The following is a 26,101-nucleotide window of genomic DNA, read 5'->3' as shown; positions in this document are numbered from 1 at the left end:
GTGCGCCCGACCGTCGGGGCACGGCGCGCCATCGCCCGACAGTATAGCGACGCCGAATATGTATATGCATAGATGCCCGCACCACGCTCGCCGGTATCGGGCCGCTACCGCTTCTAAGGGATTTCCCGCCTACGGCAACGTTCGTTGCATGCCGTCAACGAGTTATCCCGTCACGCCGTTCCGGCGCGCCTGTTCGACCGACCGACCTCACTACCCATGCGCACCCTTTCCCTGAATCAGAAACTCGCCTCGATGATCGTCATTCTGTGGCTCGGTCTGCTCGTGATCGCCGGCATCGGCGCGTGGCAGACGCGCGCGTCGATGATCACGGACCGCCGCGATCAGCTTGCGTCGCTGGTCGCGCAGGCGACGAACGTCGCCGACCACTACTACAAGCTGTCGCAACAGAATGCATTGCCGGAGGCCGACGCGAAGCAGAAGGCGCTCGAGGCGATCGCCGCGATGCGCTACGGCACCGACGGCTACATCTCGATCAACGATTCGAAGCCGGTGATCGTGATGCATCCGATCAAGAGCGAGCTCAACGGCAAGGACGTGTCGAATTTCGCGGATCCGAGCGGCAAGCATCTGTTCGTCGAGATCGTGAAGGCCGGCAACATGGAAGGCGGCAAGGGTTTCGTCGAGTATCTGTGGCCGAAGCCGGGTGCCGACAAGCCGCAGGACAAGACCAGTGCGGTGCAGCGCTTCGCGCCGTGGGACTGGTATCTCGTGACGGGCATGTACATGGACGACGTGCGGTCGGCCGTGCTCGCGAGCGTCGGCCGCTGGCTCGCGATGACGGCCGTGCTCGGCGCGATCGCGACCGCCGTGATGGTGCTCGTGCTGAAAAGCGTGCGCGCGAACCTCGGCGGCGAACTCGAAGTGGCGCTCGACGCCGCGCGGCGCATCGCGCAGGGCGACCTGACCGCGCGCGTGAACGTCAAGCATGACGACCGCGGCAGCCTGCTGCATGCGCTGCACACGATGCAGAGCGGACTGATCGACATGGTGTCGCGCGTACGGATGGGCACGGAGAACATCAACGTCGGCGCGAGCGAGATCGCGTCGGGCAACACCGACCTGTCGCAGCGCACCGAAGAACAGGCGGCCGCGCTCGTGCAGACCGCGTCGAGCATGGATCAGATGACCGCGAACGTGAAGCAGAACGCGGACAGCGCCGCGCAGGCCGCCACGCTCGCCGGTCAGGCCGCGCAAGTCGCGACGCGCGGCAGCGAGGTGGTCGACGATGTCGTGCGCACGATGAACGAGATCACCGACCGCTCGCACAAGATCGGCGACATCATCGGCGTGATCGACGGGATCGCGTTCCAGACCAACATCCTCGCGCTGAACGCGGCCGTCGAAGCGGCGCGCGCGGGCGAACAGGGCCGCGGCTTCGCGGTGGTCGCGGCCGAGGTGCGCTCGCTCGCGCAACGCTCGGCCACGGCCGCGAAGGAGATCAAGTCGCTCATCGAGTCATCGAACGAAACCGTCGGGCACGGCGCGACGCTCGTCACGAACGCGGGCGAGACGATGGCCGAGATCGTGCAGTCGGTGCGGCGCGTGAACGAGATCCTCGACGAGATCAGCCATGCATCGCGCGAGCAGAGCGCGGGGATCGAGCAGGTCAACCGTGCAGTGGGCGAGATGGATCAGGTCACGCAGCAAAACGCGGCACTCGTCGAGGAAGCCGCGGCGGCCGCGCATTCGCTGCGCGACCAGGCCGAAGCGCTGCGCGACGCCGTTACGCGGTTCGCGTTGCCGGTTTGACGGCCGGGGTCCTGCCCCGCCCTTCCGCGCGTGTCGCGCCGGAGGGCGGGAGTGGCGTGTACCTCAACACGGCCAACCGCTGAATCCGCTTCCGTTCGGCGTCGCGGTTGGCGGCATCTCGTAGCCACACTCGTTGGAACTGTCGACCGGTCATGTGTCCAGTCGATCGCGTTCCGACACGTTGCGAATCCGCAAGCGAAGCAATCACGCCACAGCGCTGCCTTACGTCACCACGAATAGCCCTGCATGCCGTAATCGGTGTCGTGTCGACGACCCCACCAGGGGAGGTACGCGTTGTTGCCACCGCGTGCGCGGAACCAGTCCTTGTCCGGATCGATCGGGGTGAGCTTCGATGGTGGTCTGACGACGACGGCGACGGGGTGCTCGGGGTCGGTCGTGCCTGCGACCAAGGCGTTGCCGCCGAAGTGGTTGATTCGGCCGATTGCGAGTGCGACGTCGGTCAATGCGCTGCCGGTTCCCATGTCGCCAAGGAGTGCTGCCGTGTTGAAGGTCTGATTCGTGTGGTCGTATTCAGGGAGGGTTTCGGTCAAGGTCTGCGCGAGCGAGACAACGCGTAACGACGCTGCGTCGCTGGGTACACCTGCGTCGTGGACGATGTAATTCAGGTCCGTGACCGCGACGCCGGCATTGCGTGCTGCTTCGTCGATCGTGGCTTTCCATGCCTGCACGGCGCGTGTCGTGCCGACCTTCGGTGAAAAATCGTGCGTGTTGCCGGTTGCGGCCTTGCCGATCCAGGCGAGCGGTTCGCGCTCGGTGTTGAAGTTCGGACCGGCGAGAAAAAGCACGACGAGGTTCTCGTTGATCTGCGCATCCGTGGGCGGGAAGTTCGGGGCGTCCCAGTTCATCGCCCATACGGTCTTGTCGGGGTTCGCCTGCAAGTAATCCAGCGCGTTGTTCAGCGATGTGAAGCCGGCGTTTGCGCCGCCTTGAGTGATTTGCACGTCGGGAGGCGTGTCGCGGCTCCACATCGTCTGGAAATGCCGGTTGCCGATCGAGAACGTCTTTCGGATCGAATCTTGCAAGTAGGTTTTCGAGTCGTCGATTTCGAGTCGATTCGGAATGGCAAGTTCGACACGAATGCCCGCCAGTTCGCGCCAGTCATTTTTATTAGCCGGGTTCACCGTGTAGAAATATTTTGGATTGGATGCATAGCGGGAGCTAAGCAGGAGCGGAAACTTGTACATGTACTTGTGGTAGAAACCCTTGAAAGTCTCTGTTCCGCGGTTGCCGTAAACGAGTGCCCCGATCGAGCGAAGGGACGAAAACTTTTCGGGTTTTGTGCGCACCATGTCATCATTTTTGTTCGGCGTAACAAGCCCTTGCGTCCACAATAATTGCCATTCGGTCGGGTAGTCCATACGCTGCAACGGGTTCAACCAAATCATGCCGACAACCTGCGCGACGAACGGCCTAGCGGGCTCTTCAGTCAATGACACTGCACTCTCTGTGGTTTCTGGCTCAGGCGCGGCTTGCGCGGGACGCATTAGTGCTGTGGTGAACAGAAACACCATGAGCGCAGCCAGGCCTGGTACAACAATGAAGCGTTTCATCCAATCTCCTATTTCCACATGTGCCGGATCGGGGTGCTCTACGTAAGCCATCAGCATGGCCATGAGCATGGCGGTAATCAGCCATACCGAAACGGCAATAGCGACACGTCGTGGCCATGTAGCGATTAGCGCCTTCAAATCACACCCCCGACCTTCAAATAAAGTTCTCCTTCACGTTGATCTACGATCGCGCCGGGAATATTTCCTTCGCTGCCCTCGGTGTGTACCCATTCATGCAGCGGCAAGTCGTCCAATTTTCCGCGTGAAAAATATTCGTAATACTTCTTGTTTGGATTGTCATCCGGAATACCTTCACCCATCCGCCAGTCCGCCTCGATGCGCAAGTCGTAGAATTGTTCGGGCGTGATGTAGCACAGGCCCACCGCAACGTCGTACGCAAGCGCTTTTTCGGCATGTTCGGGGTTGGTCATCGTCGTTGAGTGATTCGTCGGGCTGTTGGTCGCACCGCGATCGAGCCAATCGACAATCTGTTTGTCGCGCCAATCCTTGTAGCCTTCGGGCATCGCGCTTTTGCCGTCCTCGCCGATCACGTGGCCGTCGCCGTCGAGCCATTCGGTGTTCAACGTCCGGCGCGCTTCCATTCGCATCAGCGCGCGGTCCTCGTAACGCTGTCCGGCTTCCGTTGAGGCCGTACCTTGAGCGATGCTGTCCCGGTTCTTCGCCTTGTACTGGTCGTAGGGGTCGTCGGCTCGCTTTTCTGCATCGTCCTTGTTCGCATCGCGCCATGCAGCCGGCGGATCGTTGCCTTCGTTGAAGTCGCTGATCGCGTCGCCGTCCTTGGTCTCGACTGACTTGCCGAATCGCAAGGCCTTCGGCGGGAATGGCTCGTCAAGCGCCGGAGCATCCGCCACCACTGTCCAGCCCTTCGGCGGATCGGCGTTCACGCGGAGCATGTTCAATGCCGAACTGATGCCGGTCACGACGAACACGAGTGGCGCGGTCACGAGCGTCGCCGCCATGCCCAGAACCGATTCATTTCCTTTGATCGCGCCGACGAGATTGAATTTGGCCGGCGGCGACGGCGGATACCAGAACCCCGGCTTCGTTCCTTGCTTTCCATGTCGCCAATCGTCTTCCCAGTATCGGTATGGTTTCTGCACGCCGACCGCGAAACCCGATGCAAACACGCGCTGCGTCAGGATACCGGCCGCGCCGATATCGTCGAGTTCGTGCTTGCTGATACCGCGCCAGCCGATCCCTTGCACCGTCACCGCCGAAATCACCTGATCGTGCGGACAGCAATATGCGGTGACGCGGCCATACGTCGATTCATTCAGCCCGTGCCTCGCGCGATCCTCTTGCGCCGCATAAGACCGCTTGCTCGTCGGCGATACCCGCTCGTTTTCCATGTCCTCATCGATTTTGTCGGCAGGTTGTTCGTATGCTTTTCGAGCGCTGATGATCGACAGGAATTTGCCGAATGTCTTCGTGCGCGCACCGTAGGTTTGTCGTCCACGCCGGCCGCTGCCGTCTTTCGTCGCGCGTTGCGACCAGGTATCCATGAATGTGTCGGACTTGTTCGGGCCGTCAGCATTGGCGAGACTGTACGGCGCGTTCGCCAGCACGTAGGCGTCTGCCACGCAGTGGCCCGAGCGCCCCCACGGATCTTCGACATCGGGGAATGCGTCGCCGAAGAACGCCGCCGTGAGGCCGACGATATTTCCTTGGCTGTGGCATACGACGGTAATCGGCACGTCGGCCTGCATGCTTCGGATCGATTCGATCAGTCTGGCCAAGCGCAACGCGGCGAGTACGCCATACGCACGCGGCGGCGCGCGGTACAGCGGCCGATTGGTCGGGTTGATGCCTTGCACGGTCATCCAGCCCATCGTTCGATCATCCAGACCGCCGTGCCAAAGATCGGGCAGGCTGGCACAGCCGTTCGTGAACGGGCCGCCGCCCCAATAGTCCTTCTCGTTCAGGAAGATCTTGTCGCCATACTCCTTCAATTCCGCAGCAGTCGCGCGATAGCCCCAGCGGAAATGAACGACGGGCGAAAACGACGGCTCGGGCTTGATGTAATTGTCTGCCAGCAAATCAGGGTTCAGAAACCCATCCGGCGTCACACTCTCCGTGTACTTCGCGGGCGTCAATTGCCCCGCATCGATACCGTGATACATCATCTGATCGTCCAGACGCCCGAGCCTGCGATTCAGGCCTTTGCATAGCCCATCCTCCGACGCCTCAAACCATTCGCCTTCGGAATTCACCCCATGCACGAAGATCACGATACCGGGCAAGGGCAATTGCTTGATGCAGATGAGCGGCGTGTTCTTCGCGAACATCGTCACGCCTTCGACGCGGCCGACGACGATCGGCGGCGGTTTCGGTCGCGGCGCCGGCCCGTCTCGGGCTATGGCTTCAGCGCCGCGCGCCCCCGTTCGAGCGGCTGCTACTGGCCGCGCATCGGAAAATGAATCGCTCATCTGCATTCCTTCATATATCTTGACCATTCTTCTTGATGAACCGCGTCGCCGGCCTCCCGAACCGGTCTGCGTCGGCCGCCGGTCGCTTTCATGTACGCGCAACCCTAGGCCGCACATAACGCCGGAGCGATATCGGCACGCGCTTCCTTTCGTTCCGACCGATGATCGTGGGGAAGGCACGCAAAGTGCCCCCCCTGCATCGGCCCTCCTCAGACGTCAGCAAGACGAAGCGCCGACGCACTGGACAATCACGTGTTCAGCCTTTCGATATGAAGGACAACCAAACGATTGTCCCAGTCGACGCGGCCCTAAGAAAGATTCCGGAATGTCACTGCTACCGAGATAGCGCTCGTGATTCCTGTTCTCGGCTCCCCGCCTGCTCCGCGCCTTCCAGGCAGCTCGCAACCTTGCCGCCGTCGAGCCCCAGCGCGGCCGCTCGCTGAACCAGCTCGATGTCGTTGCTCGCACCGAGTTTCTTCATCGCGCTGATCTTCTGCGCGCTGACCGTTTGCTTGCCCTTGTTCAGCCGCTGCGCGATCGCCTTGATCGGCATGCCGGCCAGATAAAGGCGAATCACCTCGATCTCGCGCGTCGAAAGCTTCACCGGCGTCGCCTCGTGTCCGGCCAACGCATCGAGCGCGCGGCGCACAAGCGGCGACAGATAGTGACCGCCGCTATAGCTCGAGTGAATCGCAGTGACGATATGGCCCACCTCGTCGAACTTGCTCACGAGGCTCGCGCCGACTTGCGAGAGAATCGAGCGGAAGATCACCGGGTTCTCGTTCCCGACCAACGCAACGATCCCGACGTTCGGACGCATGCGTCGCAGCCACTTGCACAGTGCGAAGCCGTTCATCTGCGCATCGCTGCGGACCGAATAATCGACCAGCGCGATGTCGCAATCGAGCGTGTCGAGGGTCGCGACGAGTTCGTCCGGCGTCCGGCAGACACCGACGAGATCGATTGCGCACACGTCGCCGGCAATGTGCTCCATGCCGGCGAGCGTCAACGGCCAGTCGTATGCAAAGATGGTGCGAATATTGAATTTCCCCATGCGCGGTTCCAGAAGGTTCACCCGGCGCGCGGCGCGGAATGCGCGTACGACCGGCGTGGCGTTGAATTTACGAGCGAGATATTTTTATCTCGATCGTTATTCTATGAGGCGACGCTTGGACGGGATATCGGACGGTGAATAGAGCGGCCTGCGGGGACGTAGTACAAGTTTGATTTTTGGCGCCGGCCCGACCGTTTGGCCGGTGTCGCCCTCGTCCTGACAGCCAACGTTACAGGTCGCACGGGCCGCACCGACGGCCCGCGGGGTAAAATTGCGGCCTTTGCATGCCATTCCGGGCGACCGGCCAGGGGCAGCGCGCCGTTGCCGGCCGCGCGCCCCGCCCGTTCGCCGGCGGCCCGTACTCCCCGCTTCCTCAATGACCGAATCCGATCTGCAATCCGACGACATCACCATCCACGAAGACGGCCTCTGGCGCGACAACGGCTGGACGGCCCGCATCATCAAGAACGAAGACGACGACGGCTGGGCCGTCGAGATGATCAAGGACGGCGAAGCCGAGCCCGCGCTCGTCGGCCCGTGGACCATGGGTCGCGACAAGAAGAACCCGAAGCCGATGGATGCAAACGCGTTCCGCACGCTGGTGAAGACCGCGACCGAGGTGCTGATGCGTCACGAGCAGCAGCGCCGCGCGATGCTGCACAAGGAAGTGACGGTGCAGGACGGCGACGGGCAGGATGTGTCGGTCACGCTCGACATCGTGCCGGACGAATTCGAGCCGTATGCCCAACTGAAGGCGTTCGACCCGTACGGCGAACTGCTGGCCGACGCGAAGGTGTCCGCCGGGTTCAAGCTCAACAAGGCCAGCGCCGCACGCTGGGTCGAATCGGGCTTCGAACGGCCGGCCTGACACCGCGGGCCGCGGGCCGCGGGCCATGGGCCGCGCGACGTCGGGCCGCGTGCCGCGCGGCCGCAACCGGCGTCAGCCGTGCAGGCCGAGCGCGGTCATCAGCCGGTACAGCGTCGCGCGCGAGATGCCGAGTTCCGCCGCGACGTCGGCATGCTGATGCCGATGCCGCAACAGCGTTTCCTCGATCGTGCGCCGCTCGGCCTGCCGGCGCGATTCCGCGAGCGTCGGCGGCCGGTGCGACGTGTACTGGTTCAGTTGGAGATCGGCGGCCGAGATCAGCGGGCCGTTCGTCATCACGACCGCGAAACGGATCCGGTTGATCAGCTCGCGCACGTTGCCGGGCCACGCATAGTTGTGGATCGCCTCGATCGCGCACGGCATGAAGCCGCGAATCCGGTGCGAACTTTCGCCGCGATAGCGCCGCAACACATGATCGGCGAGCAGCATGATGTCGCGGCCGCGCGCGCGCAGCGGCGGCTCGTCGATGCGCAGCACGCACAGCCGGTAGTACAGGTCCGGGCGGAACCGCCCCGCCTGCATCGCGGACTCCAGATCGACGTGAGTCGCGGACACGATCCGCACGTCGACCGGAATCGACGCGCGCCCGCCGAGCCGCTCGATCTTGCCCTCCTGCAGGAACCGCAGCAGGCTCGCCTGGCTCTCGAACGGCATGTCGCCAATTTCGTCGAGAAACAGCGTGCCGCCGTGCGCGGCCTCGATGCGGCCGATATTGCGCTGATGCGCGCCGGTGAAGGCGCCCCGCTCATGACCGAACAGTTCGGCCTGCAGCAGCGTCGACGGAATCGCCGCGCAATTCACGGCGACGAACGGCGCGTCGGCGCGCGACGAATGCTGGTGGATCGCCGATGCGGTCAACTCCTTGCCGGTGCCGGATTCGCCGGCGATGAACACGGTGGCTTCGGTGTTCGCGACCTTGCGGATCGTCGCGAACAGGCGGCGCATCGCGGCGCACGCGCCGATCATCACGCCGCCGGGCGGCGCGGCATCGTCGGCCGGATCGCTTTCCGCCAGTTTCAGCATCCCGTACGCATGGCCGACGAGATATCCGATCGTCGTGTAGGCCGTCGCATTGCGCACGTAGTCGAAGCAGCACTGGCGAATCAGGCGCGCGATGGTGCCATCGCGCAGCCGCTCGCCGTCGGCGAGCGCGACCCAGCCGATCCGCGGATCGCGCAGCAGCGTCTCGAACGATGCGACGTCGGGCGACGCGAATCCGCCGAAATCGACGATGCCCGCATGCAGGCGGTTCGCCTTCACGAGATTGAGTGCGTCCGCAACGGATTTCGCGCGCCACACCTCCCAGCCGCGCGACGCGAGACAGTCGACGAGCCCCGCATCGGGATGCTGCGACAGATAGACGAGCGGGCGCGACAGCACGGTTAGGTGACGCCGGGCCGCAACGAACGGCGGTGCGTATGCGGCCCGTTCGTCCTCGTGCGGGCCTGACAGTCTGATCTGGCAGCAATGGTTCATGATGGCCTCGCCGCATAGGGTTGTCTGACGGAGCGGGCGGCGCGAAGCGGTACGCGGCGAGCCTCCCTGCTCGCACGCCGCGCTACCGGCATGTCCGCTCCGGAAAGTTTCGTCATCGGCAGAACACAACACGCTGCGTGTAGATCTGCGGTTCGACGACGGGCCGCGCGGCCTGGTTGAGTTCCTCGCGATACGTGCGGTAGGTCTTGCCGTTCACCGTCACTTGCGTCGCGGGCGCCGTCTCGATCGTGTTCAATCCTTTGCGCCGCCAGTCGCTGACCCGCGCCGACGCGGACAGGTTCGACTCGCCGGCGATCTTCTGCGTGATCGCGCTGCTGTCGCTCCACGGCTGTGTCTGCATGTCCTGCGCGTGCTGCATCGCGCCGACCGTCTTGCCGGTCGCGGTCGGCCCGTTCTGCGCTTCGAACGGCGCGCCGCGGCCGTACACCGGCGATTGCCACGACGGGGCGTGTCCCTCCTCCGGCATCATGTAGACCATCTGCGGATCGCCGACCATCATCATCGGCACGCATGCCGTGTTGTCCGCGCGGCCGAGCGTCGTCAGCGCCTGCTGGACGCTCGCGGCGTTCGCGAGGGTCTGCTCGCTCAGGATGACAAAGACCGCGGGGTTCTGGAAAACCGACTGTGCGGCGGCTTGTGTGTCGACCAGCAGCAGCGCGACCCAAAAAATCCTCATGATTGAGGCCTCCTCGTACCCTCGTCAGGCAAAAAGAGGTGTTGACCTCGGGGAGGGATCAACACCCGTCCAACTTGCACCGTGCGTCGCACAGCGGATCCCGGCGTTCCCGTGCGGCCCGGCTTGCCGGTCGCGCGGAAGCGTCGCCCGCGTGCTTACGACGATGTGCTCGTCGAGATGACGGTCGGAGCCGGCATCGCCGGCGCGGCCGGGGCGACCTGCTGGTCGGCCGCGGCCGGGGCTGGATCCGGCGCGGCCGGCATGTCGGCGGATTCGACCAAGCCGGTCGCCTTTGCGTCGACGGCTGGCGTGTCGGCAGCGGCTGCCGCCGTGGCGCGCGACGCGGCCTCCGGTGCGGGCGCTTCGGCTGCCGCCTGCGCTGCCGGCTCGGCAGCCTTCGCATCGACCGCGGGCTCGGGCGCTGCAGCGTAGGCCGGGGCCGGTGCGGCTTGCGCGGTGTCCGGCACCTTCGCGTCGACGGCAAGCGCTGCCGGGGCTTGCGCTGCGGTGTCGGTTGCAACCGGTGCCGGTTCCGGTGCCTTGTCGGCGACCGTCGACGCGGGTTCCGGCGCCTTGTCCGCAACCGCTGGCGCAGATTCCGGCGCCTTGTCCGCGAAGCCCCCCGCGGCAACGATGGCGGCACCCGGCACCGCGCTCATCGCAGCCGGTGCAACGGCAGGCGCAGCACTCACGGTCGGCGCTGCCGCGGCAACCGGCGCGGTGACGACGGCAGCCGCTTGCGATGCCTTCACGGCGGCCGCCTGCGTCGCGGCAGGCACCGCGCTGACGGCCGGTGCGACCATCGACGGCGCGGGCACCGGAACCGGAATCGGCGCCGCCTGGACCGCGGTCGTCGCCAGCGGGCGAATCTGCACGGGCGCGGCGGCATCGAGCGGCGGCAGGCCCATGCGGTTTCGCACGAGCGGATCGCGATACTTCACGTCGTCGGCAACGGTCGCTTCGGCGGACGGCGCCACATTCGAGCGCGCGAGCGGCGTGGTCGTCCCCGGGCACAGATGCCCGGTCGCTTCCACCGCGCGCCGGTTCGCATCGCTCTGGCAGAGCAGCGCGAGCGCGACGTCGGTCAACCCCATCGCGCGGAATTCCCGCGCATCGAGACGACGCACGCACGCCTGGTCGACCAGGGTCGTGCCGCCCGTCGCGCCGAAGCCCGGGAACGACACGCCGACGCTCACCGAGCCCATGCAGGTATCGGACAGCGTGGTCGTGAGGCCGGGCGCCTGGATAGACGGGTTCGTCTTGATCGTCTGGGTACCCGAATAGTTGACGTTTTCCGACGCCTGGGTGTTGTAGGGGTTGGTGCCGGGTGAGCCGGCCGACTGGAGCGAGCTCACGCTCTGCGGCGTCACGTTCGAGCCGCCGCTCGTGCTGGATGGCATCGTAACGTTCACGTTCACGCTCGAATTGCCGCTGCCGCGCACGCCGCTCGTGCTGGCACTGCTGGCGTTGCCGCCGCGCGAACTGGTGACGTTCGTGTTCATGCTCGAGCCGCCGCCCTGGCTGATCGCCGTCGAAGACGTCGAGGACTGCGAACTTGAAGTCGAGTCGGCAGTCTGCGCCTGGGCACCGATCGCGGCCATCGCGAACATTGCGGCACATGCCGCCCTGATCTTGTTGCTGTTCATTTCACTCTCCGGACGAGGTTTGACCTCCGACCCAGGCAACCGCACTAATTCCCCCGAATGCCTTCAGCTTTGCCCGCTTCCCCGAACTGCTTCCAGCCACTACCCAGCTGGGACCACGAACCGCCCGACATTCCCGGCCACGCCAGGGAATCCGGTGCGCCGATGGCACTGCCCGACGAAAGCGTGTGTTGTTCTGACGGATTGGTTGCAGGGTTCGACGTCTGCAAATTTGATTGCACGTCCTCGGCAGCGCGGTCAGCGCAATATGCCGTCAGAGACGCGAGCATCAGAGCGGCGGCAATCAGGTTCTGCTTCATGCCAACTCCTTACTTGAACAACAGTGCGGAAAAGAGACCAGCGTCGCTGGGAAACTGGTCCCCCGCACCCGACTAGTGACTGCTCCCGGTCGCGCTCGAACTCCCCTGGCTTCCGCCCGATGCAGACGGCGAACCGGCCGGACCGGTACTCCACACGGTCGACGCGTTGTAGTGATTCGAACCCGCGATCGCGCCCGACCCGCCGCTGCCCGTCAACCCGGCAGCACCCGCGTTGGCGATACCCTGATCGTTCCCGCCGCTGGCCGTGTAGTGGTTCGCGCCGAGGACGATCGTGGCGGTCACCCCTCCCGACAGCGCATTCGCGTTCTCGTTCGTGCTGCTGTTTCCACCGTACGAACCTGCGGCACCGATACCGCCGCCTGCCGCGAACGCGCCCCCGTTCGAGCCCCAGCCGCTGGCCGTCGAAGTCGAGTTGTGGAAGGCCGATGCCGTGCCGGTGGAACCAGCGGGTGTCACGGTACTTCCTGCGCTTGCGCCCGCGACCGAATTCGAATTGCTCGTATAGCTGCCTGAGCCGACCAGCACCGAACCGGACACACCTGCTGCAACGGATTGCGTCTGGTTGGTCGTGGACGGACCGGCGGCCAATACGGCCGACGAAAGGACGGTGAGCGCTGTCGCTAAAATGACTTTGGCTTTCATAGCAATTCCTTGCCGTGAGAAAGTTTGATGGCGAAGTCGCCGGGCTCGCCCTCGCGAAACGAAACCCGGCGTCCGTGCCACCAGCCAATGACGAACGCTGCGCGCCGCGGCTCAGTGGTGATACGTCCAGCCGATCGAGCCGGCATTCGCACCGCTGTTGCCGCCCGCTTGTGCGCCGCCGAAGCCGAAGCCGCCCACCGTCGACGTTTGGACGTGGCTCGTGTACGAGATCGAACCGCTGCTGCCGCCGCCAGCCGTGGCACCGGCTGCGCCGAGTGCGGCACCCGAATCGGTCGCGGTGAAATGGCCGAATCCGGCAACCCCGGCAATCGTCGAGCCGCCGCTCGACGAATTGCTGGTCGATACCGTGCCGCTGCCGGCGAATGCTGCACCCGAAACCGCCAGAACTGCGGCTGCAATCAGAAGCTTCTTCATGGTCGACTCCATAACGGCGTGGACGGAACAAGCGAGGAAAGCTGCACGCCTTCAACTTTCCAGCCCTGAGCAATCCCCATAACATAAGGATCACTATCTAATTACAAAGAATTGATTCATCTCGAATCCGATGGCCGCACAATTTTTCGGCGATCCGAATCCTGGTTTCGTATTTTTTTAGTTTTCCGAAATTTTTATATTTATTCTCGATATGAGTTATCGATCATTTATCAATCGGAAAACGAATCGACGCACGCACCCGGAAACAGGCATTCGCCATTCGGGATCAGTCGTTTTCGAAATTTGCTTACACGGCATACCGGCACATGGCATCCGCTTCAGCGATCGAAAATGCGTGAGTACAGTTATCTACCGTGAATGCAGTGCCATCGAAAACATGCGCGTTATCGCGGCGATAACGGGCCTGCATTACAGTCAGGCAGCATCGCTTCTCCCTGGGCTACCGATCAAAGATCTTCCGGGCAATCCGGCCGACGGGTATGCGAGCTAGTCCAGCCACCGCCGGCATCGGCCCGGCGCAGCGGATACGGGTCGGCACGAGCGGAAACGATTCGGCGTCGAGCTGTCCGGCACGGACAGCATGGCCCATCCGGACGAGCTGAATGAAGGGGAGCACGGCTGTCGGCCGGTTGTCGTGAGAAACGACAGGCGGTCCAGCACGCGCAACGCGCGGATACCGGGAAACCGGCAACGAACCCGCGAAGCTGGCACTGCATCGCGAGTCCTGTTCCGAGCTGTCCGACTACCCCACGGGTGCGCAAGGAATGCGCGCATCAAGTTGTTGCTTCTGGTCTTCATCGCTATTTCCCCGACTGCTTATTGACGAACGGGCCGCCCCCCATCTTTGTTGCATCAGGTCGACCGCTCGCCGGTGCGTCCAATACCGCAAACGGCATGCCATGCGTGATTCCACCGATGGTTGCGCGTCGCGTATCGTTCGCGGCGCCCGCAATATCGCCGGGAATCGAATTTTTTGTTTCAGGAATGTATCGCGATAACGGTCGGCAGCACGCGCCGATCATCGAACGGCGCGAAGCAATGCCGGAAAAGGCGGACGAACGCGGCCCGCGGAGCCTCGCGCAAGGGGGTGTCGAACGGATGTTTCATACTTGAGAACTGCACCGTCGCATATCCCGGCCGATGTACATTTCGGCCCCGGCAAACCGCCTGCCGCAGCCCGTTCGGCAGCCTTCCCGTACGCGAAAAAATCGTGAATCGAAGCGCGCGACAACCGGTTCTGCGGGACCCGCGCGGCCGACATCGCTATCGTTCCGGACATGCGCACCCGCCGCCGCGAAACGCAATTGATTCATCCGTGAAAATACCGACGATATCGAGCATCGGCCGGCGATGCGAACGCGCGGCAAAAACCGGTAAATACGACGCGAGCCGACATGGCTTTCACGCCGCATATCGGAAAAAACGACGGCAGGTGCGCCATGCGGCCTTGAACACACTTTATCGATTTTTACTGTTTTCCTTCAATTCACCGACATCCAGTACCGGCAACCATCGTGCTCCAACGGCTGGGATGAGAACGCGCGCTGCGCGCGAGAAACATTTTCGAATCGATTTCGACCGCTAATCTCATCGCGCGCAACATGGTCGTGAAACGCGCGATCCATGCAGAATGTGCGGGGCGGAGCGGCGTTATTGCGCGTTTCGGCCCGTCGGTTCGCATCCTGCCGGCATTTTCCGTATCGGTTCGCCCGTTTCCGGGATGCATGCTTGAAACAGAAGTTCGTGCGCGGCGTGGCGGCACGCTCCGCTGTCCCGTTGCGCCTGCGTGCGGCGGCCATGGCACATCGATTGCGTGTCATCCCGTTCCGGCGAGCAGCGCATCGCGCGACGAAGCCGGGCCCGATGCGGTCGACACGACCGGCACTCCCGTCAGGTGCCGAGCAATTCCTTCTTGCGCAGATGCACGACATCGCGCATCGGCGGCGCGCCGAACAGCCGGCTGTATTCGCGGCTGAACTGCGACGCGCTTTCATAGCCGACGGTCGCCGCCACCGACCCGACGTCGCCGCCCTGCCGCAACAGCAAACGCCGCGCCTCGTGCAGCCGCAGCTGCTTCTGGTACTGCAGCGGACTCAGCGTGGTCACGTGCTTGAAGTGATGGTGCAGCGACGACACGCTCATGTTGACCGCCTGTGCGAGCGTGTCGACGCGCATCGGCTCCGCGTAGTGATCGCGGATCCATTCGATCGCACGCGCGATCCGGTGCGTCTGGCTGCTCGCGACGGCCATGTGCCGCAGCCGCGTGCCCTGCCCGCTCGTCATCAGCCGGTACAGCAGTTCCTTTTCGATCAGCGGCGCGATCACCGGAATGTCGGCCGGCGTATCGAGCAGCCGCAACAGCCGCAGCGCGGCATCGAGCAGCGGCGGCGTCAACTCGGCGAGCGCGATGCCCTCGCCTTCCGGGCCCGCATCGGGCTCGGGCAGCCGCATCTCGGCCGCGAGTTCGACGATGCGCTGCAGATCGAGCGTGAGCGACAGGCACAGGTAAGGCGCGTCGGGCGACGCCTGCGTGACGCGCGAGAGAATCGGCAAGTCGATCGACGTAATCAGGCAATTGCGCGTGTCGTATTCGTAGGCCTGGCCGGCCACGATCACGCGCTTCGCGCCCTGCGCGGCGATCACGAGCGCGGCACGCGACACGCCGCAGCCGAGATCGACCGGATGCGCATGCCGATGCAGCATCAGCGCCGGCACGGCCGTCGAGTGGGAGCCGTCCGTCGGCGCGAAACGGCCGATCAGCGACGCCAGTTCGCGCCGCCCGGATTCGCGCGACGCCGCGATATCGGTCATGTCCATGACGGACTCCTCGCCTCATTTCCCTGAATCGCGGGAGCATAGCGAATCGCTCGCTGCCGCGCCGGGGATTTGCAGGATTGTTCAATAAATTTGCAGGATTGGGTAGACGTAAAAATCGGCCGTTCGCGCACACTGCCACCTGATCCGGCACATGCCGGGTTTTCCCCACGGAGACAAAAAATGCCCACCACGTTTGTCCTGAACGGCAAGAGTGTCACGCTCGACGCCGATCCGTCGATGCCCGTCCTCTGGGCAATCCGCGAGCATGCGGGGCTGACCGGCACGAAGTTCGGCTGCGGCATGGCGCAGTGCGGCGCGTGCACCGTCCATCTCGAAGGCCAGGCCGTGCGCTCGTGCGTGCTGCCGCTCGCCGGCATCGCGGGCAAGCACATCACGACGATCGAAGGCCTCGAGAGCAAACCCGCGCAGGCCGTGCAGGCCGCCTGGGTGAAGCTGCAGGTGCCGCAGTGCGGCTATTGCCAGTCCGGCCAGATCATGTCGGCAACCGCCCTGCTCGAACAGAACCCGAAGCCGACCGACGCGGACATCGACGCCGCGATGAACGGCAACATCTGCCGCTGTGCGACCTACGCCCGGATCCGGGCCGCGATCCACGACGCGGCCGCGACGCTGGGAGCCTGACCATGACGATCGAACTCGACAACGCCAGCTCGGTGCGACCGTCGCGCCGCACGTTCCTGAAGGCCGTGGGTGCCGCGGCCGCCGTCAGCCTGACGATCGGCTTCGAATGGGCCGGCCTCGGCCGCCGCGCGCTCGCCGCGACGGCGCCCGCTGCCGACTTCGCGCCGAATGCATTCCTGCGCATCACGCCCGACGGCACGGTCACGGTCATCGCAAAACATGTCGAAATGGGCCAGGGTGCCTATACGGGCATCGCGACGATCGTCGCCGAGGAACTCGACGCGGACTGGTCGAGCGTGCGCGTCGAAAGCGCACCGGCCGATGCGAAGCGCTATGCGAACCTCGCGTTCGGCACGATGCAGGGCACGGGCGGCAGCTCGGCCATGGCGAACTCGTGGCAGCAATTGCGCGAAGCGGGCGGCAAGGCCCGCGCGATGCTCGTGTCGGCCGCCGCGGCGCGCTGGAAGGTGCCGGCCGGCGAACTGACCACCGCCAACGGCGTCGTCACGCATGCGAAGAGCGGCAAGACGGCCGCCTACGGCACGCTCGTCGCCGACGCGTCGAAACTGCCGGTGCCCGACAAGGTCACGCTGAAGCAGCCAGCCGATTTCAAGCTGATCGGCCATCGCATTGCGCGCGTCGACGGGTCGGCCAAGTCGAACGGCACCGCGCATTTCACGCTCGACACGACCTTCCCCGGCATGCGGGTCGCGCTGCTGCAGCGCCCGCCGCGCTTCGGCGCGACGGTCAAGTCGTTCGACGCGACGGCCGCGAAGGCCGTGCCGGGCGTGGTGTCGGTCGTGCAGGTGCCGGGCGGCGTCGCGGTCGTCGCGAACGGTTTCTGGGCCGCGAAGCAGGGCCGCGACGCGCTGAAGGTCGACTGGGACGAAACCAACGCCGAAAAGCGCAGCTCGGACCAGCTCATGCGCGAGTACCGGCAGCTCGCCGCGAAGCCCGGCGCGTCGGCCCGCAAGGACGGCGATGCCGACGCGGCGATCGCGGGCGCCGCGCGCAAGGTCAGCGCGACCTACGAATTTCCGTATCTCGCGCACGCGCCGATGGAGCCGCTCGACGCGGTCGTCAAGCTGAGCGCGAACAGCTGCGAGATCTGGGCCGGCGACCAGTTCCAGACGGTCGACCAGGGCAACGCCGCCAGGGTCGCGGGCCTGAAGCCCGAGCAGGTGCAGATCCACACGCTGTACGCGGGCGGCAGCTTCGGCCGGCGCGCGAACGCGTGGTCGGACTACGTGGTCGAGGCCGTGTCGATCGCGAAGGCGCTCGGCGCGGACGGCAAGCCGGTCAAGCTGCAGTGGACGCGCGAGGACGACATCCAGGGCGGCTTCTATCGCCCGATGTACTTCCACAAGCTCGACGCGGGGCTGACCGCGGACGGCCGGCTGGTCGGCTGGCGCCACCGGATCGTCGGCCAGTCGATCCTCGCCGGCACGCCGTTCGAGGCGTTAATGGTCAAGGACGGAATCGACGCGACGTCGGTCGAGGGTGCGGCGAACCTGCCGTACGCAGTGCCGAACGTGTCGGTCGAACTGACCACCACCAAGGTCGGCCTGCCCGTGCTGTGGTGGCGCGTGGTCGGCAGCTCGCACACGGCCTACGCGGTCGAGGCGTTCATCGACGAAGCCGCGCACGCGGCGGGCAAGGATCCGTACCTGTTCCGCCGTGACCTGCTCGCGAAGGAGCCGCGGATGCGCGCGGTGCTCGAGCTGGCCGCGCAGAAGGCCGGCTGGGATCCGGCGAAACCGCTGCCGAAGGGCCGCGGGCGCGGGATCGCGGTGGCCGAGGCGTTCAAGAGCTACGTCGCGCAGGTCGCGGAAGTGTCGGTCGACGCCGACGGCAAGGTGAAGGTCGAGCGCGTGGTGTGCGCGGTCGACTGCGGGATCGCGATCAATCCCGACATCGTCGCCGCGCAGATGGAAGGCGGCATCGGCTTCGGGCTCGGCGCGGCGCTGCACAGCGCGATCACGCTGAAGGACGGCCATGTCGAGCAGCGCAACTTCGACGGCTATCACGTGCTGCGGATGGCCGAGATGCCGAAGGTCGAGGTTCATATCGTGCCGTCGGCCGAGGCGCCGACGGGCGTCGGCGAGCCGGGTGTCGCGCCGGTCGGGCCGGCGGTCGCCAACGCGATCTTCGCGGCGACCGGCAAGCGGCATTACGTGCTGCCGTTCGATTCGGGCGATACGGCGAAGGCTTGACGGGCAGAACGAAGAGACGCCGGGCCGGCCGCGTGACGGGAACGTTGCGCGGCCGGTTTTTTATTGCGCTGGCGCCTGCGGCACGCGACACGATCACGCCGGACCGGTCACTCCTGTTCGACTTCCGGCCAAAGCCTGGGGAAAAGAAATCGCAGTGCCGCGAGCGGCAGCCCGAAGGAAAGCTCACCGCGGTGCGAAGGAGAAGTCAGCAGCCCGAAATCGAGCAGCGATCGAACGATACGGCGTGCCAGCACGTCACTGACTCCCAGCATCTGCGTGAATTCCGCGCGCGTGACGGCGCGACGCAGTGCGACGAATTCCATGGCCAGCGCAGCGGCTTCCGCCTTGATGACGGACTTTTCCGAACGGATGCTCCATGGATTGAATTCGAGGTACCGCAATAGATCGAGCATGCGTGCGGTGACTCCGTCGAATTCCGTCATACGCACCATGAATCCGACCTGATCCTCGCAACAGGCCAGAAAGAACCGCGCGAACCTGACCAGCCCTTCCTGAGTCAGATTGCCCCGGCCGTCCAGATCATTGCGCCGGGACTGATCGGCTTCGCTCAGCCTCGCGTAATACTGCTCATGCTCGCGCGCCAATCCGCGAAGCGGTGACCACAGCCCGTGGGTGAGATCGGCGGCGCGCAGTCCAAGATGCGAATGCAGACGCGCAACCCTGCCGTTACCGTCCATGAACGGATGTACCCACGCCAGGCGATGATGCGAGCAAGCGATCCCGATCACTTGATACTCCCTCGCGCGGATACGGGCGTAACGCGTCGCCCAGGCCTGAAGCAGCGGCTCGATCATCTCGGGCTCCGGTGCCAGATGGCGCCCGACCGTCACATCGGAGCGCCGAAGCTCGCCCGGAACAACGATTTGACCATCGTCGGTGATTCGCTCATCTGCGGGAAGGCACGAAAAGAACCGCTCGTGGATGACGGAAATTCGCGCAGGCTCGAACAGCGCGGCGAGCGGAAGGCCGCCCCATTCTTCCTCGAGTGCGGCTTCCGTTGCGATATGCGCGACCGCGAAGCGCTGCTTCTTGCGCTCGACGATATCGGTCGAATAATCCCGATGAAGCGCCGCCTCGATTTTGGCGGGGGTCGTGTGCTGACCTTCGATCTTGTTCGTATAGTACGAATTCATTGCGCGCAACTGCGGAACGAGCGCGCGTGCCAATGGCGTATCCCTCACCGCGAGCAACCGTTGCGACGAATCGACGAGTTGGCCGGCCTGATCAAGCAGCGGATCGAGGACACGGTCCTCGGGAAACAGCGGTTCAAAGGTGGCAACGGTTGTCATGCTTCGCCGGGAGGGTTCGATGTCGGGTTGAATGTAGGGTTTGATGTGGCCGATTATAGCGACTTATATCTATGATTTATATGCATTTTTCATGATTATTGGTTGGGTTGAATGTAGGGTTCAGTGTAGGGTTGATTTTGCTCGATTTTGCGCCATGTCGCGCGAACGCGTCGCCTGCCGTCAGCGCATTCCCCAACGTTACGCCGCCCGTAACGCCCGTAACGTTCCCGCCGGATGCTACGTAACAATCCTTCAATGTTGCTCCGACCCTTCCGAAGCACACCACACGCCCCACGTTAAAAATTCTTTTAGATTCAACGCTGGCGCGCCGCCCACCCCGCTCCGACCATTCGTCGATCCCTGTCAGCGCGTCCCTGGCCCGGAAGTTGCGGTACATGACTCGCAAACACTCCTTTACGGACATGCGAGGGCCAACATGGATTGCAAATACCTGTACATCGACAACATAAAAATCAACTTCGTGCGCCGCACGATCGAAATCGACAACAAAGTCGTCGACGTCACGCCGCGTGAATTCGATGTCGTCGAATTCCTGCTCGACAACATGAACAAGATCGTGCCGCGGCAAGCGATCCAGGAAGCGGTCTGGGGCCGCGAGCTCGGCGTGTCGTCGCGCACGCTCGACACCCATATCTCGCGCATCCGTTCGAAGCTGCAGCTCGATCACGACAAGAACCTGCGGATCATCCCGATCTATGCGGTCGGCTATCGGCTGGTGCTGTTCGGCGCGGCCATGACGCACGTCGAACGCCACGATGTGGCGCCGATCCTGCGCGCCGCCCCGCAGCAGGCGCTGGCCGCCGACTACGCGTAACGCGTAGCGGCTCACCCGCGTGCCGCCGCAGCGCGGCGCGCCGGCAAGGCTCCTCCAAGGCGCTGCACGCGCGACCCGGAGCGTCTCGTGGCCGGGCACGCCTTCCCCGCCGCGACACGACCGCCGCCATCGGGCGGCGGCCGCGTTTGCGGCAGTCGCATGCAAGCGCGCGTGCCGTCGATTAGCGGCTGCGCTATCGCACGCCACGCCGCCGCGACACCGCGCCGACCCACCACCGCCCCGCCACGCCCCCCGACAAAAGGCTTCGTAGCTCGCCGCCACCCGCGCGGCCCCGCGCTGCACACGACTACGGATTCCGGCGCGGCACGCGGCCGGCGGCGTCCCTACAATCGACGCAGCAGCCGCGCGCCCCCTGCGCCGCCGGCCACAACAACCCGTCGAACCAACGCCGAATCCGCCCTGATCCCGCCGTGCCTGCGCTGTCCCTGACGAATGCCGACGCCGGCGACGCCGCGAATCGGGCTCCGCCCGCCGCCGCCACCCCGGCCGCCGCCGCGCCCGCCATCCCGCCCCCGCCGGCCGCGGTCGCGCTCGACGCGTCGCCCTGGCTGCCGCGCCTGTCCGCCGCCGCCGCGCGCGGGCTGTCGCATGCGTACGGCGCGACGGCCGCGGTCCCGGTCACGCTCGGCGAACACGCGTACGAGGTGCGCTGGCGCGCCGATGCCGAACCGGCCGCCGACGCGCATGCCTACCGCTTCGTCATCGGCCCGGCCGCCGGCACGCTGTGGATCGATCCGGTCGCGGAAAGCGCATGGCTCGGCGACGCGGCCGACCCGGCCGTGCCGGCCGTGATCCGCGCGGCGCTGCTCGCCGACCTCGCCGCGCCGCTCTCGGCCGTGTTGCAGGCCGCGACGCGGCAGCGCGTGGAATTGCTGCCGCCGCCGGCGAGCGTGCCCGCGTGGCGCACCGCGCCGGCCGCGCTGCGCTTCGAGCTGCGTCGCGCCGACGGCGCCTGGCGCTGCCACGGCGCGCTGCTGTTCGATGCGCCGGACGCGCTCGCGGTGTTCTTCGCAGCACCGACGCCGGCGGCCGCGCGGCCCGACACCCGCGCCGCGTATGCGGGCCTGCCGGTGCCGCTGGTATTCGAGATCGGCCGGACGGAGCTGACGATGGCCGAGCTGGCCGACGTCGTCAGCGGCGACATCATCGCGATCGAGCGCTGGCGCGCGCACGAGCAGAACCTGCTGTGCGTCGCGCGGGTGCCGGCCACGCCGGCGTGGGAGATCACCGGACGGCCGTCGGGCAACCGGCTGACCGTCGAACGAATCAGGGAGATGCCTTTGGAACCGAACCGCACCGACACCCCGCCCGCAAGCGCGCACGATGCGCCGCCCGACGATGCGCCGCGCTCGCTCGACGGCCTCGCGGTCGACCTGCGTTTCGAATTGCCGCCCACGTCGATCCCGCTCGGCGAACTCGGCGCACTGCAGCCGGGCGCGGTGATCGAGCTGCAGCAAGGCATCAACCAGAGCGTGATCCATCTCGTCGCGAACGGGATGCTGATCGGCACCGGCCACCTGATCGCGGTCGGCCAGAAGCTCGGCGTGCGCGTCGTCACGCTGACGCAGCCCGCGCCGCGCGAGCGCTGAACGATGGGCAGCCTGCCGAATCCGGTCGCGCTGATCGCGGTGATCGCCGCGCTCGGCATCGCGCCGTTCGCCGCGCTGATGGTGACGAGCTATACGAAGCTCGTGGTCGTGCTCGGCCTGCTGCGCTCCGCGCTCGGGATCCAGCAGGTGCCGCCGAACCTCGTGCTGAACGGCATCGCGCTGATCCTGTCGCTGTTCATCATGGCGCCGGTCGGCATGTCGATCCGCGACGCGCTGCAGGCACGCCACTTCGACGCGTCGGGGCAGCTGTCGACCGCCGATATCGGCGCGCTCGCCGATGCCGCGCTGCCGCCGGTCAAGGATTTCCTGGTGTCGCACACGCGGCAGCGCGACCGCGAATTCTTCGTGCGCACGGCAACCTCGGTCTGGCCGAAGAACCGCGCGGACGGTATCAAGGACGACGACCTGCTCGTGCTGGTGCCGAGCTTCACGCTCGCCGAGCTGACCAAGGCGTTCCAGATCGGCTTCGTGATCTACATCGTGTTCATCGTCGTCGACCTGCTGGTCGCGAACATCCTGCTCGCGCTCGGGATGCAGATGATCTCGCCGACGACGATCTCGGTGCCGTTCAAGCTGCTGCTGTTCGTCGCGCTCGACGGCTGGTCGCTGCTCGTGCACGGGCTCGTGCTGTCGTATCGCGTGGCGGGGGCGGGATGAACGCGCGCGCGTTGCGCAGCGTCGTGGCGAACCTGCGCGCAGTGATCGCGCCGGCCGTGCTAATCGTGCTGGCGTTGACGCTAGCCTGCGCGGGCCTGCAGCCGCGCAGCGCGCACGCGGCCGGCAGCGCCGCCGGCTTCGCGCAGCTCGCGCGCGCGTGCGCGCCGAACGTCGATCCCGACACGCTCGCCGCGCTGGTGCGCACCGAATCCGGTTTCAACCCATATGCGATCGGCGTGGTCGGCGGCCACCTGACGCGCCAGCCCGCGTCGCTCGACGAAGCGCGCGCGACCACGAGCGAGCTGGCCGCGCGCGGCTTCAGCTACAGTGTCGGCCTCGCTCAGGTAAACGAACGAAACTTCGCGAAATACGGCCTCGACGACACGACGATGTTCGAACCGTGCCGCAACCTGCGGGCGGGCGGCGCGATCCTGACCGAATGCTTCGCGCGCTCGTCGAACACCGGCCGTCCCGCGCAGGCCGCGTTGCGCGCGGCGCTGTCGTGCTACTACAGCGGCAACTTCACGACCGGGTTCTCGAGCGGCTACGTGAGCCGCGTCGTCACGAGCGCGCAACGCAATGCGCGCGAAGGCGGCGTCGAACCGATTCCGGTGGTGAGCGATACGCCGCCACCCGCGCGACAACGGCGCATGGACGCGGCCGCGACCACGCCGCCCGAACGCGCGCGCAGGCTCGCGTCGCCCGCGGCCTCCGCCGACGCGCCGTCGTGCCATGCGCGCCCGGTCGTGATGATGTGCCGCGGCTTGCCGGCGAGCCAGGCGAAGCGGCTGTGCGTGCGCTGTCTCGATCAGTGAGCGTCGACGCGACGCCGGCATGACGTGCATCGGATGACGCGGCGTGCCGCGTCGCCCCGCTTCATGCGGCGCGCCGTGCCTCCAGCCATGCCTGGCACATCCGAACCGCGCCGCGTCATCCCGCTTCATGCAGCGCGCTGTGCCTCCAACCGTTCGCGAAACTTCGGCACCACCCCGCTTCACGCAGCGCGCTGCGCCTCCAGCCATGCCTGGAACATCAGCACCGTCCACAGCTGATGCTGCCAGTTCATCCGGCCCGACTGGTGCTGGCGCCACAGCCGGTCGACCGCCGCCGCGTCGAAAAAGCCCTCGTCACGCAGCCGCGACGGCTGCAGCAACGCATCGGCCCAGTCGCGCAGCGCGCCGCGCAGCCAGTGATCGACGGGCGCGCAGAAGCCCTGCTTCGGCCGGTCGATCAGCGCCGACGGCACGTACCGGTCCAGCAGCCGGCGCAGCAGCGCCTTCGACTGCCCTTCCGGCAAACGCACCGACGCGGGCACGCGCCATGCGAATTCGACGACGTGATGATCGAGGAACGGCATGCGCGTCTCGAGGCTCACCGCCATCGCCGCGCGGTCGACCTTCGCGAGGATGTCGGTCGGCAGGTACGTGAGCGTGTCGATCGCCATCGCCTGCTCGGCGAAGCTCAGGTTCGCGGGCCATGCGGACACCGTATCGAGCGGGGTCGGCGGTTCCTGTCCGGCCAGCGCGATGCGCTCCGGATGATGCACCGACGACATCAGCAGCCGGTACAGCGCGATGCGGCTCTCGGCCGTCATCACGTGGCCGAGCTTGTGCAGCCGGTCGCCGATGCGGGTCGCCGAGTCGCGCGCTTCCACGCCGCTCCATGCGCCCTGCGCGACCGCCGCGAGCTGGTCCGCATGATCGGGACGCAGCGCATGCAGCGCGGCGGCGATCCGCGCGCGCACCGCCGCCGGCACGCGATGCAGCTTGCGCCACAGGCGCGGCGTCAGGAAGTAGCGCGTATAGCCGCCGAACAGCTCGTCGCCGCCGTCGCCGGACAGGCTCACCTTCACGTGCCGGCGCGTCAGCTCCGACACGAGGAAGGTCGGAATCTGCGACGCATCGGAGAACGGCTCGTCATAGATCGTCGGCAGTTTCGGCACGACGCCGAGCGCATGGTCGGCCGTCACGTAGAGCTCGGTATGCCGCGTGCCGAGGTGGCGCGCGACCGCCTTCGCATAGCCGGCCTCGTCGTAGCCGGCCTCGTGAAAGCCGATCGTGAACGTGTCGACCGGCTTCGCCGACTGCGCCTGCATCAGCGCGACGATCGCCGACGAATCGATGCCGCCCGACAGGAACGCGCCGAGCGGTACGTCGGCTTCCATCTGCCGCGCGACGGCCTGGCGCAGGATCGTGTCGAGCTGATCGACGGCCTCGTCGGCGCTGCCCTCGAACGGCTGCTCGCGGCCGGCTTCGATCGCCTGCTCGAGCGTCCAGTACGCGCGCGGGCGCGGCGTGTCGCGCGCATGCTCGAACTGGATGAAGGTGCCCGGCGGCAGCTTGCTGATGCCGCGATAGATCGTGTGCGGCGCGGGCACGCTCGACTGGCGCAGGTACAGGCACAGCGCGTCGCGATCGATCGTGCCGTCGAAGCCCGGGTAGCCGCGCAGCGCCTTCAGCTCCGACGCGAACACCAGTGCGTCGCCGATCCGGCCGTAGTAGAGCGGCTTCTCGCCGATCCGGTCGCGCGCGAGCGTCAGCACCCGCGACGCGCGATTCCACAGCGCGAACCCGAACATGCCGGTCGCGCGCCGCAGCGCCGCCTCGACGCCCCACGCGGCGATCGCCGCGATCAGCACCTCGCTGTCGGAGTGGCCGCGCCACGCCGGTGCGCGACCCGCGCGCCCGAGCTCCGCGCGCAACTCGCGATGGTTATAGATTTCGCCGTTGAAGACCATGACGTAGCGGCCGCACGCGGATGCCATCGGCTGCCGGCCGTGGACCGACAGATCGACGATCGCAAGCCGCCGGTGGCCGAGCGCGATACCGGCTTCCGGGTCGACCCAGAGGCCCTGCCCGTCGGGGCCGCGATGCGCGAGGCTCGCCGTCATTCGCGCGAGCGTGCCGCGCGCTGTCTCCTCATCGAAGGCGACGCTATTCAGAAAGCCGTCGATTCCGCACATTGATTTGTCTGCCTCTGTTGACCTGTTCCGTCAGCGGCGGCGCAACCTCGC

Annotated in this window: 20 protein-coding genes; 8 read left to right on the top strand and 12 right to left on the bottom strand. The window is 65.8% G+C overall.

The genetic code is table 11. The features are described 5' to 3' along the window. Positions 1-216: 216 nt before the first annotated feature. Complete coding sequence (locus U4012_RS12800; protein ID WP_321798954.1) at positions 217-1,770, top strand: methyl-accepting chemotaxis protein; 1,554 nt, start codon at positions 217-219, stop codon at positions 1,768-1,770. A gap of 227 nt (positions 1,771-1,997) precedes the next feature. Here U4012_RS12800 and U4012_RS12795 read toward each other — a convergent pair whose 3' ends face one another. The 3 genes from U4012_RS12795 to U4012_RS12785 form a co-directional block, all read right to left on the bottom strand. After that, positions 1,998-3,341 (bottom strand): virulence factor, encoded by a 1,344-nt coding sequence (locus U4012_RS12795; protein ID WP_321798953.1) that lies wholly within the window; start codon positions 3,339-3,341, stop codon positions 1,998-2,000. Between the two features lie 134 nt (positions 3,342-3,475). Beyond that, positions 3,476-5,788 (bottom strand): hypothetical protein, encoded by a 2,313-nt coding sequence (locus tag U4012_RS12790; protein ID WP_321798952.1) that lies wholly within the window; start codon positions 5,786-5,788, stop codon positions 3,476-3,478. Between the two features lie 334 nt (positions 5,789-6,122). Next, positions 6,123-6,842, bottom strand: a complete 720-nt coding sequence (locus U4012_RS12785) for a response regulator transcription factor (protein ID WP_321798951.1) — start codon at positions 6,840-6,842, stop codon at positions 6,123-6,125. Between the two features lie 376 nt (positions 6,843-7,218). On the opposite strand from U4012_RS12785, the gene U4012_RS12780 reads away from it, so the two are divergent. Continuing rightward, positions 7,219-7,710 (top strand): hypothetical protein, encoded by a 492-nt coding sequence (locus U4012_RS12780; RefSeq protein WP_321798950.1) that lies wholly within the window; start codon positions 7,219-7,221, stop codon positions 7,708-7,710. A gap of 72 nt (positions 7,711-7,782) precedes the next feature. Here U4012_RS12780 and U4012_RS12775 read toward each other — a convergent pair whose 3' ends face one another. The 7 genes from U4012_RS12775 to U4012_RS12745 form a co-directional block, all read right to left on the bottom strand. Beyond that, entirely contained in the window at positions 7,783-9,204 is a 1,422-nt protein-coding gene (locus U4012_RS12775; RefSeq protein WP_321798949.1) for a sigma-54 dependent transcriptional regulator, read from the bottom strand. Positions 9,205-9,316: 112 nt separating this feature from the next. After that, positions 9,317-9,901: a hypothetical protein gene (locus U4012_RS12770; protein WP_124522330.1), complete on the bottom strand. Its 585-nt coding sequence runs from the start codon at positions 9,899-9,901 to the stop codon at positions 9,317-9,319. A gap of 155 nt (positions 9,902-10,056) precedes the next feature. Beyond that, complete coding sequence (locus U4012_RS12765; RefSeq protein WP_321798948.1) at positions 10,057-11,547, bottom strand: chemotaxis protein CheA; 1,491 nt, start codon at positions 11,545-11,547, stop codon at positions 10,057-10,059. Between the two features lie 44 nt (positions 11,548-11,591). Continuing rightward, positions 11,592-11,864: a hypothetical protein gene (locus tag U4012_RS12760; RefSeq protein ID WP_124522334.1), complete on the bottom strand. Its 273-nt coding sequence runs from the start codon at positions 11,862-11,864 to the stop codon at positions 11,592-11,594. A gap of 72 nt (positions 11,865-11,936) precedes the next feature. Then, positions 11,937-12,527 (bottom strand): hypothetical protein, encoded by a 591-nt coding sequence (locus tag U4012_RS12755; protein ID WP_124485385.1) that lies wholly within the window; start codon positions 12,525-12,527, stop codon positions 11,937-11,939. Positions 12,528-12,638: 111 nt separating this feature from the next. Beyond that, on the bottom strand, positions 12,639-12,962 hold the full coding sequence (locus U4012_RS12750) for a hypothetical protein (protein ID WP_044846715.1): 324 nt from the start codon (positions 12,960-12,962) through the stop codon (positions 12,639-12,641). A 1,911-nt stretch (positions 12,963-14,873) separates the two neighbouring features. After that, the gene (locus U4012_RS12745; protein ID WP_044846637.1) at positions 14,874-15,800 is read right to left on the bottom strand and encodes an AraC family transcriptional regulator; all 927 of its coding nucleotides are present in this window, start codon (positions 15,798-15,800) and stop codon (positions 14,874-14,876) included. Between the two features lie 180 nt (positions 15,801-15,980). Between U4012_RS12745 and U4012_RS12740 the strand changes: the two genes are divergently transcribed. Further along, positions 15,981-16,442 (top strand): (2Fe-2S)-binding protein, encoded by a 462-nt coding sequence (locus U4012_RS12740; RefSeq protein ID WP_044846636.1) that lies wholly within the window; start codon positions 15,981-15,983, stop codon positions 16,440-16,442. A gap of 2 nt (positions 16,443-16,444) precedes the next feature. Further along, positions 16,445-18,655, top strand: coding sequence for a xanthine dehydrogenase family protein molybdopterin-binding subunit (locus U4012_RS12735; RefSeq protein WP_321798944.1), 2,211 nt, complete (start codon positions 16,445-16,447; stop codon positions 18,653-18,655). 107 nt (positions 18,656-18,762) lie between these two features. Here U4012_RS12735 and U4012_RS12730 read toward each other — a convergent pair whose 3' ends face one another. Continuing rightward, positions 18,763-19,965 (bottom strand): Fic family protein, encoded by a 1,203-nt coding sequence (locus U4012_RS12730; protein ID WP_321798942.1) that lies wholly within the window; start codon positions 19,963-19,965, stop codon positions 18,763-18,765. 436 nt (positions 19,966-20,401) lie between these two features. Between U4012_RS12730 and U4012_RS12725 the strand changes: the two genes are divergently transcribed. The 4 genes from U4012_RS12725 to U4012_RS12710 all read left to right on the top strand — a co-directional run bounded on the left by U4012_RS12725 (position 20,402) and on the right by U4012_RS12710 (position 23,903). Next, positions 20,402-20,800, top strand: a complete 399-nt coding sequence (locus U4012_RS12725) for a winged helix-turn-helix domain-containing protein (RefSeq protein ID WP_044846633.1) — start codon at positions 20,402-20,404, stop codon at positions 20,798-20,800. A gap of 431 nt (positions 20,801-21,231) precedes the next feature. After that, positions 21,232-22,410, top strand: a complete 1,179-nt coding sequence (gene sctQ / locus U4012_RS12720) for a type III secretion system cytoplasmic ring protein SctQ (protein WP_321798939.1) — start codon at positions 21,232-21,234, stop codon at positions 22,408-22,410. Positions 22,411-22,413: 3 nt separating this feature from the next. Further along, positions 22,414-23,088 (top strand): type III secretion system export apparatus subunit SctR, encoded by a 675-nt coding sequence (gene sctR / locus U4012_RS12715; protein WP_044847619.1) that lies wholly within the window; start codon positions 22,414-22,416, stop codon positions 23,086-23,088. Then, positions 23,085-23,903 carry a lytic transglycosylase domain-containing protein gene (locus U4012_RS12710; RefSeq protein ID WP_321798931.1) on the top strand — a complete coding sequence of 273 codons (819 nt, stop codon included), beginning with the start codon at positions 23,085-23,087 and terminating at the stop codon, positions 23,901-23,903. Before sctR ends, U4012_RS12710 begins: the two co-directional genes overlap by 4 nt. Before the next feature lie 179 nt (positions 23,904-24,082). Here U4012_RS12710 and asnB read toward each other — a convergent pair whose 3' ends face one another. Further along, on the bottom strand, positions 24,083-26,050 hold the full coding sequence (gene asnB, locus U4012_RS12705) for an asparagine synthase (glutamine-hydrolyzing) (RefSeq protein WP_321798928.1): 1,968 nt from the start codon (positions 26,048-26,050) through the stop codon (positions 24,083-24,085). Positions 26,051-26,101 lie beyond the last annotated feature (51 nt).

The organism is Burkholderia sp. BCC1988 (assembly GCF_905339895.1).
Taxonomy (GTDB): Bacteria; Pseudomonadota; Gammaproteobacteria; order Burkholderiales; family Burkholderiaceae; genus Burkholderia.
This window is presented reverse-complemented; position numbering and strand designations above follow the sequence as displayed.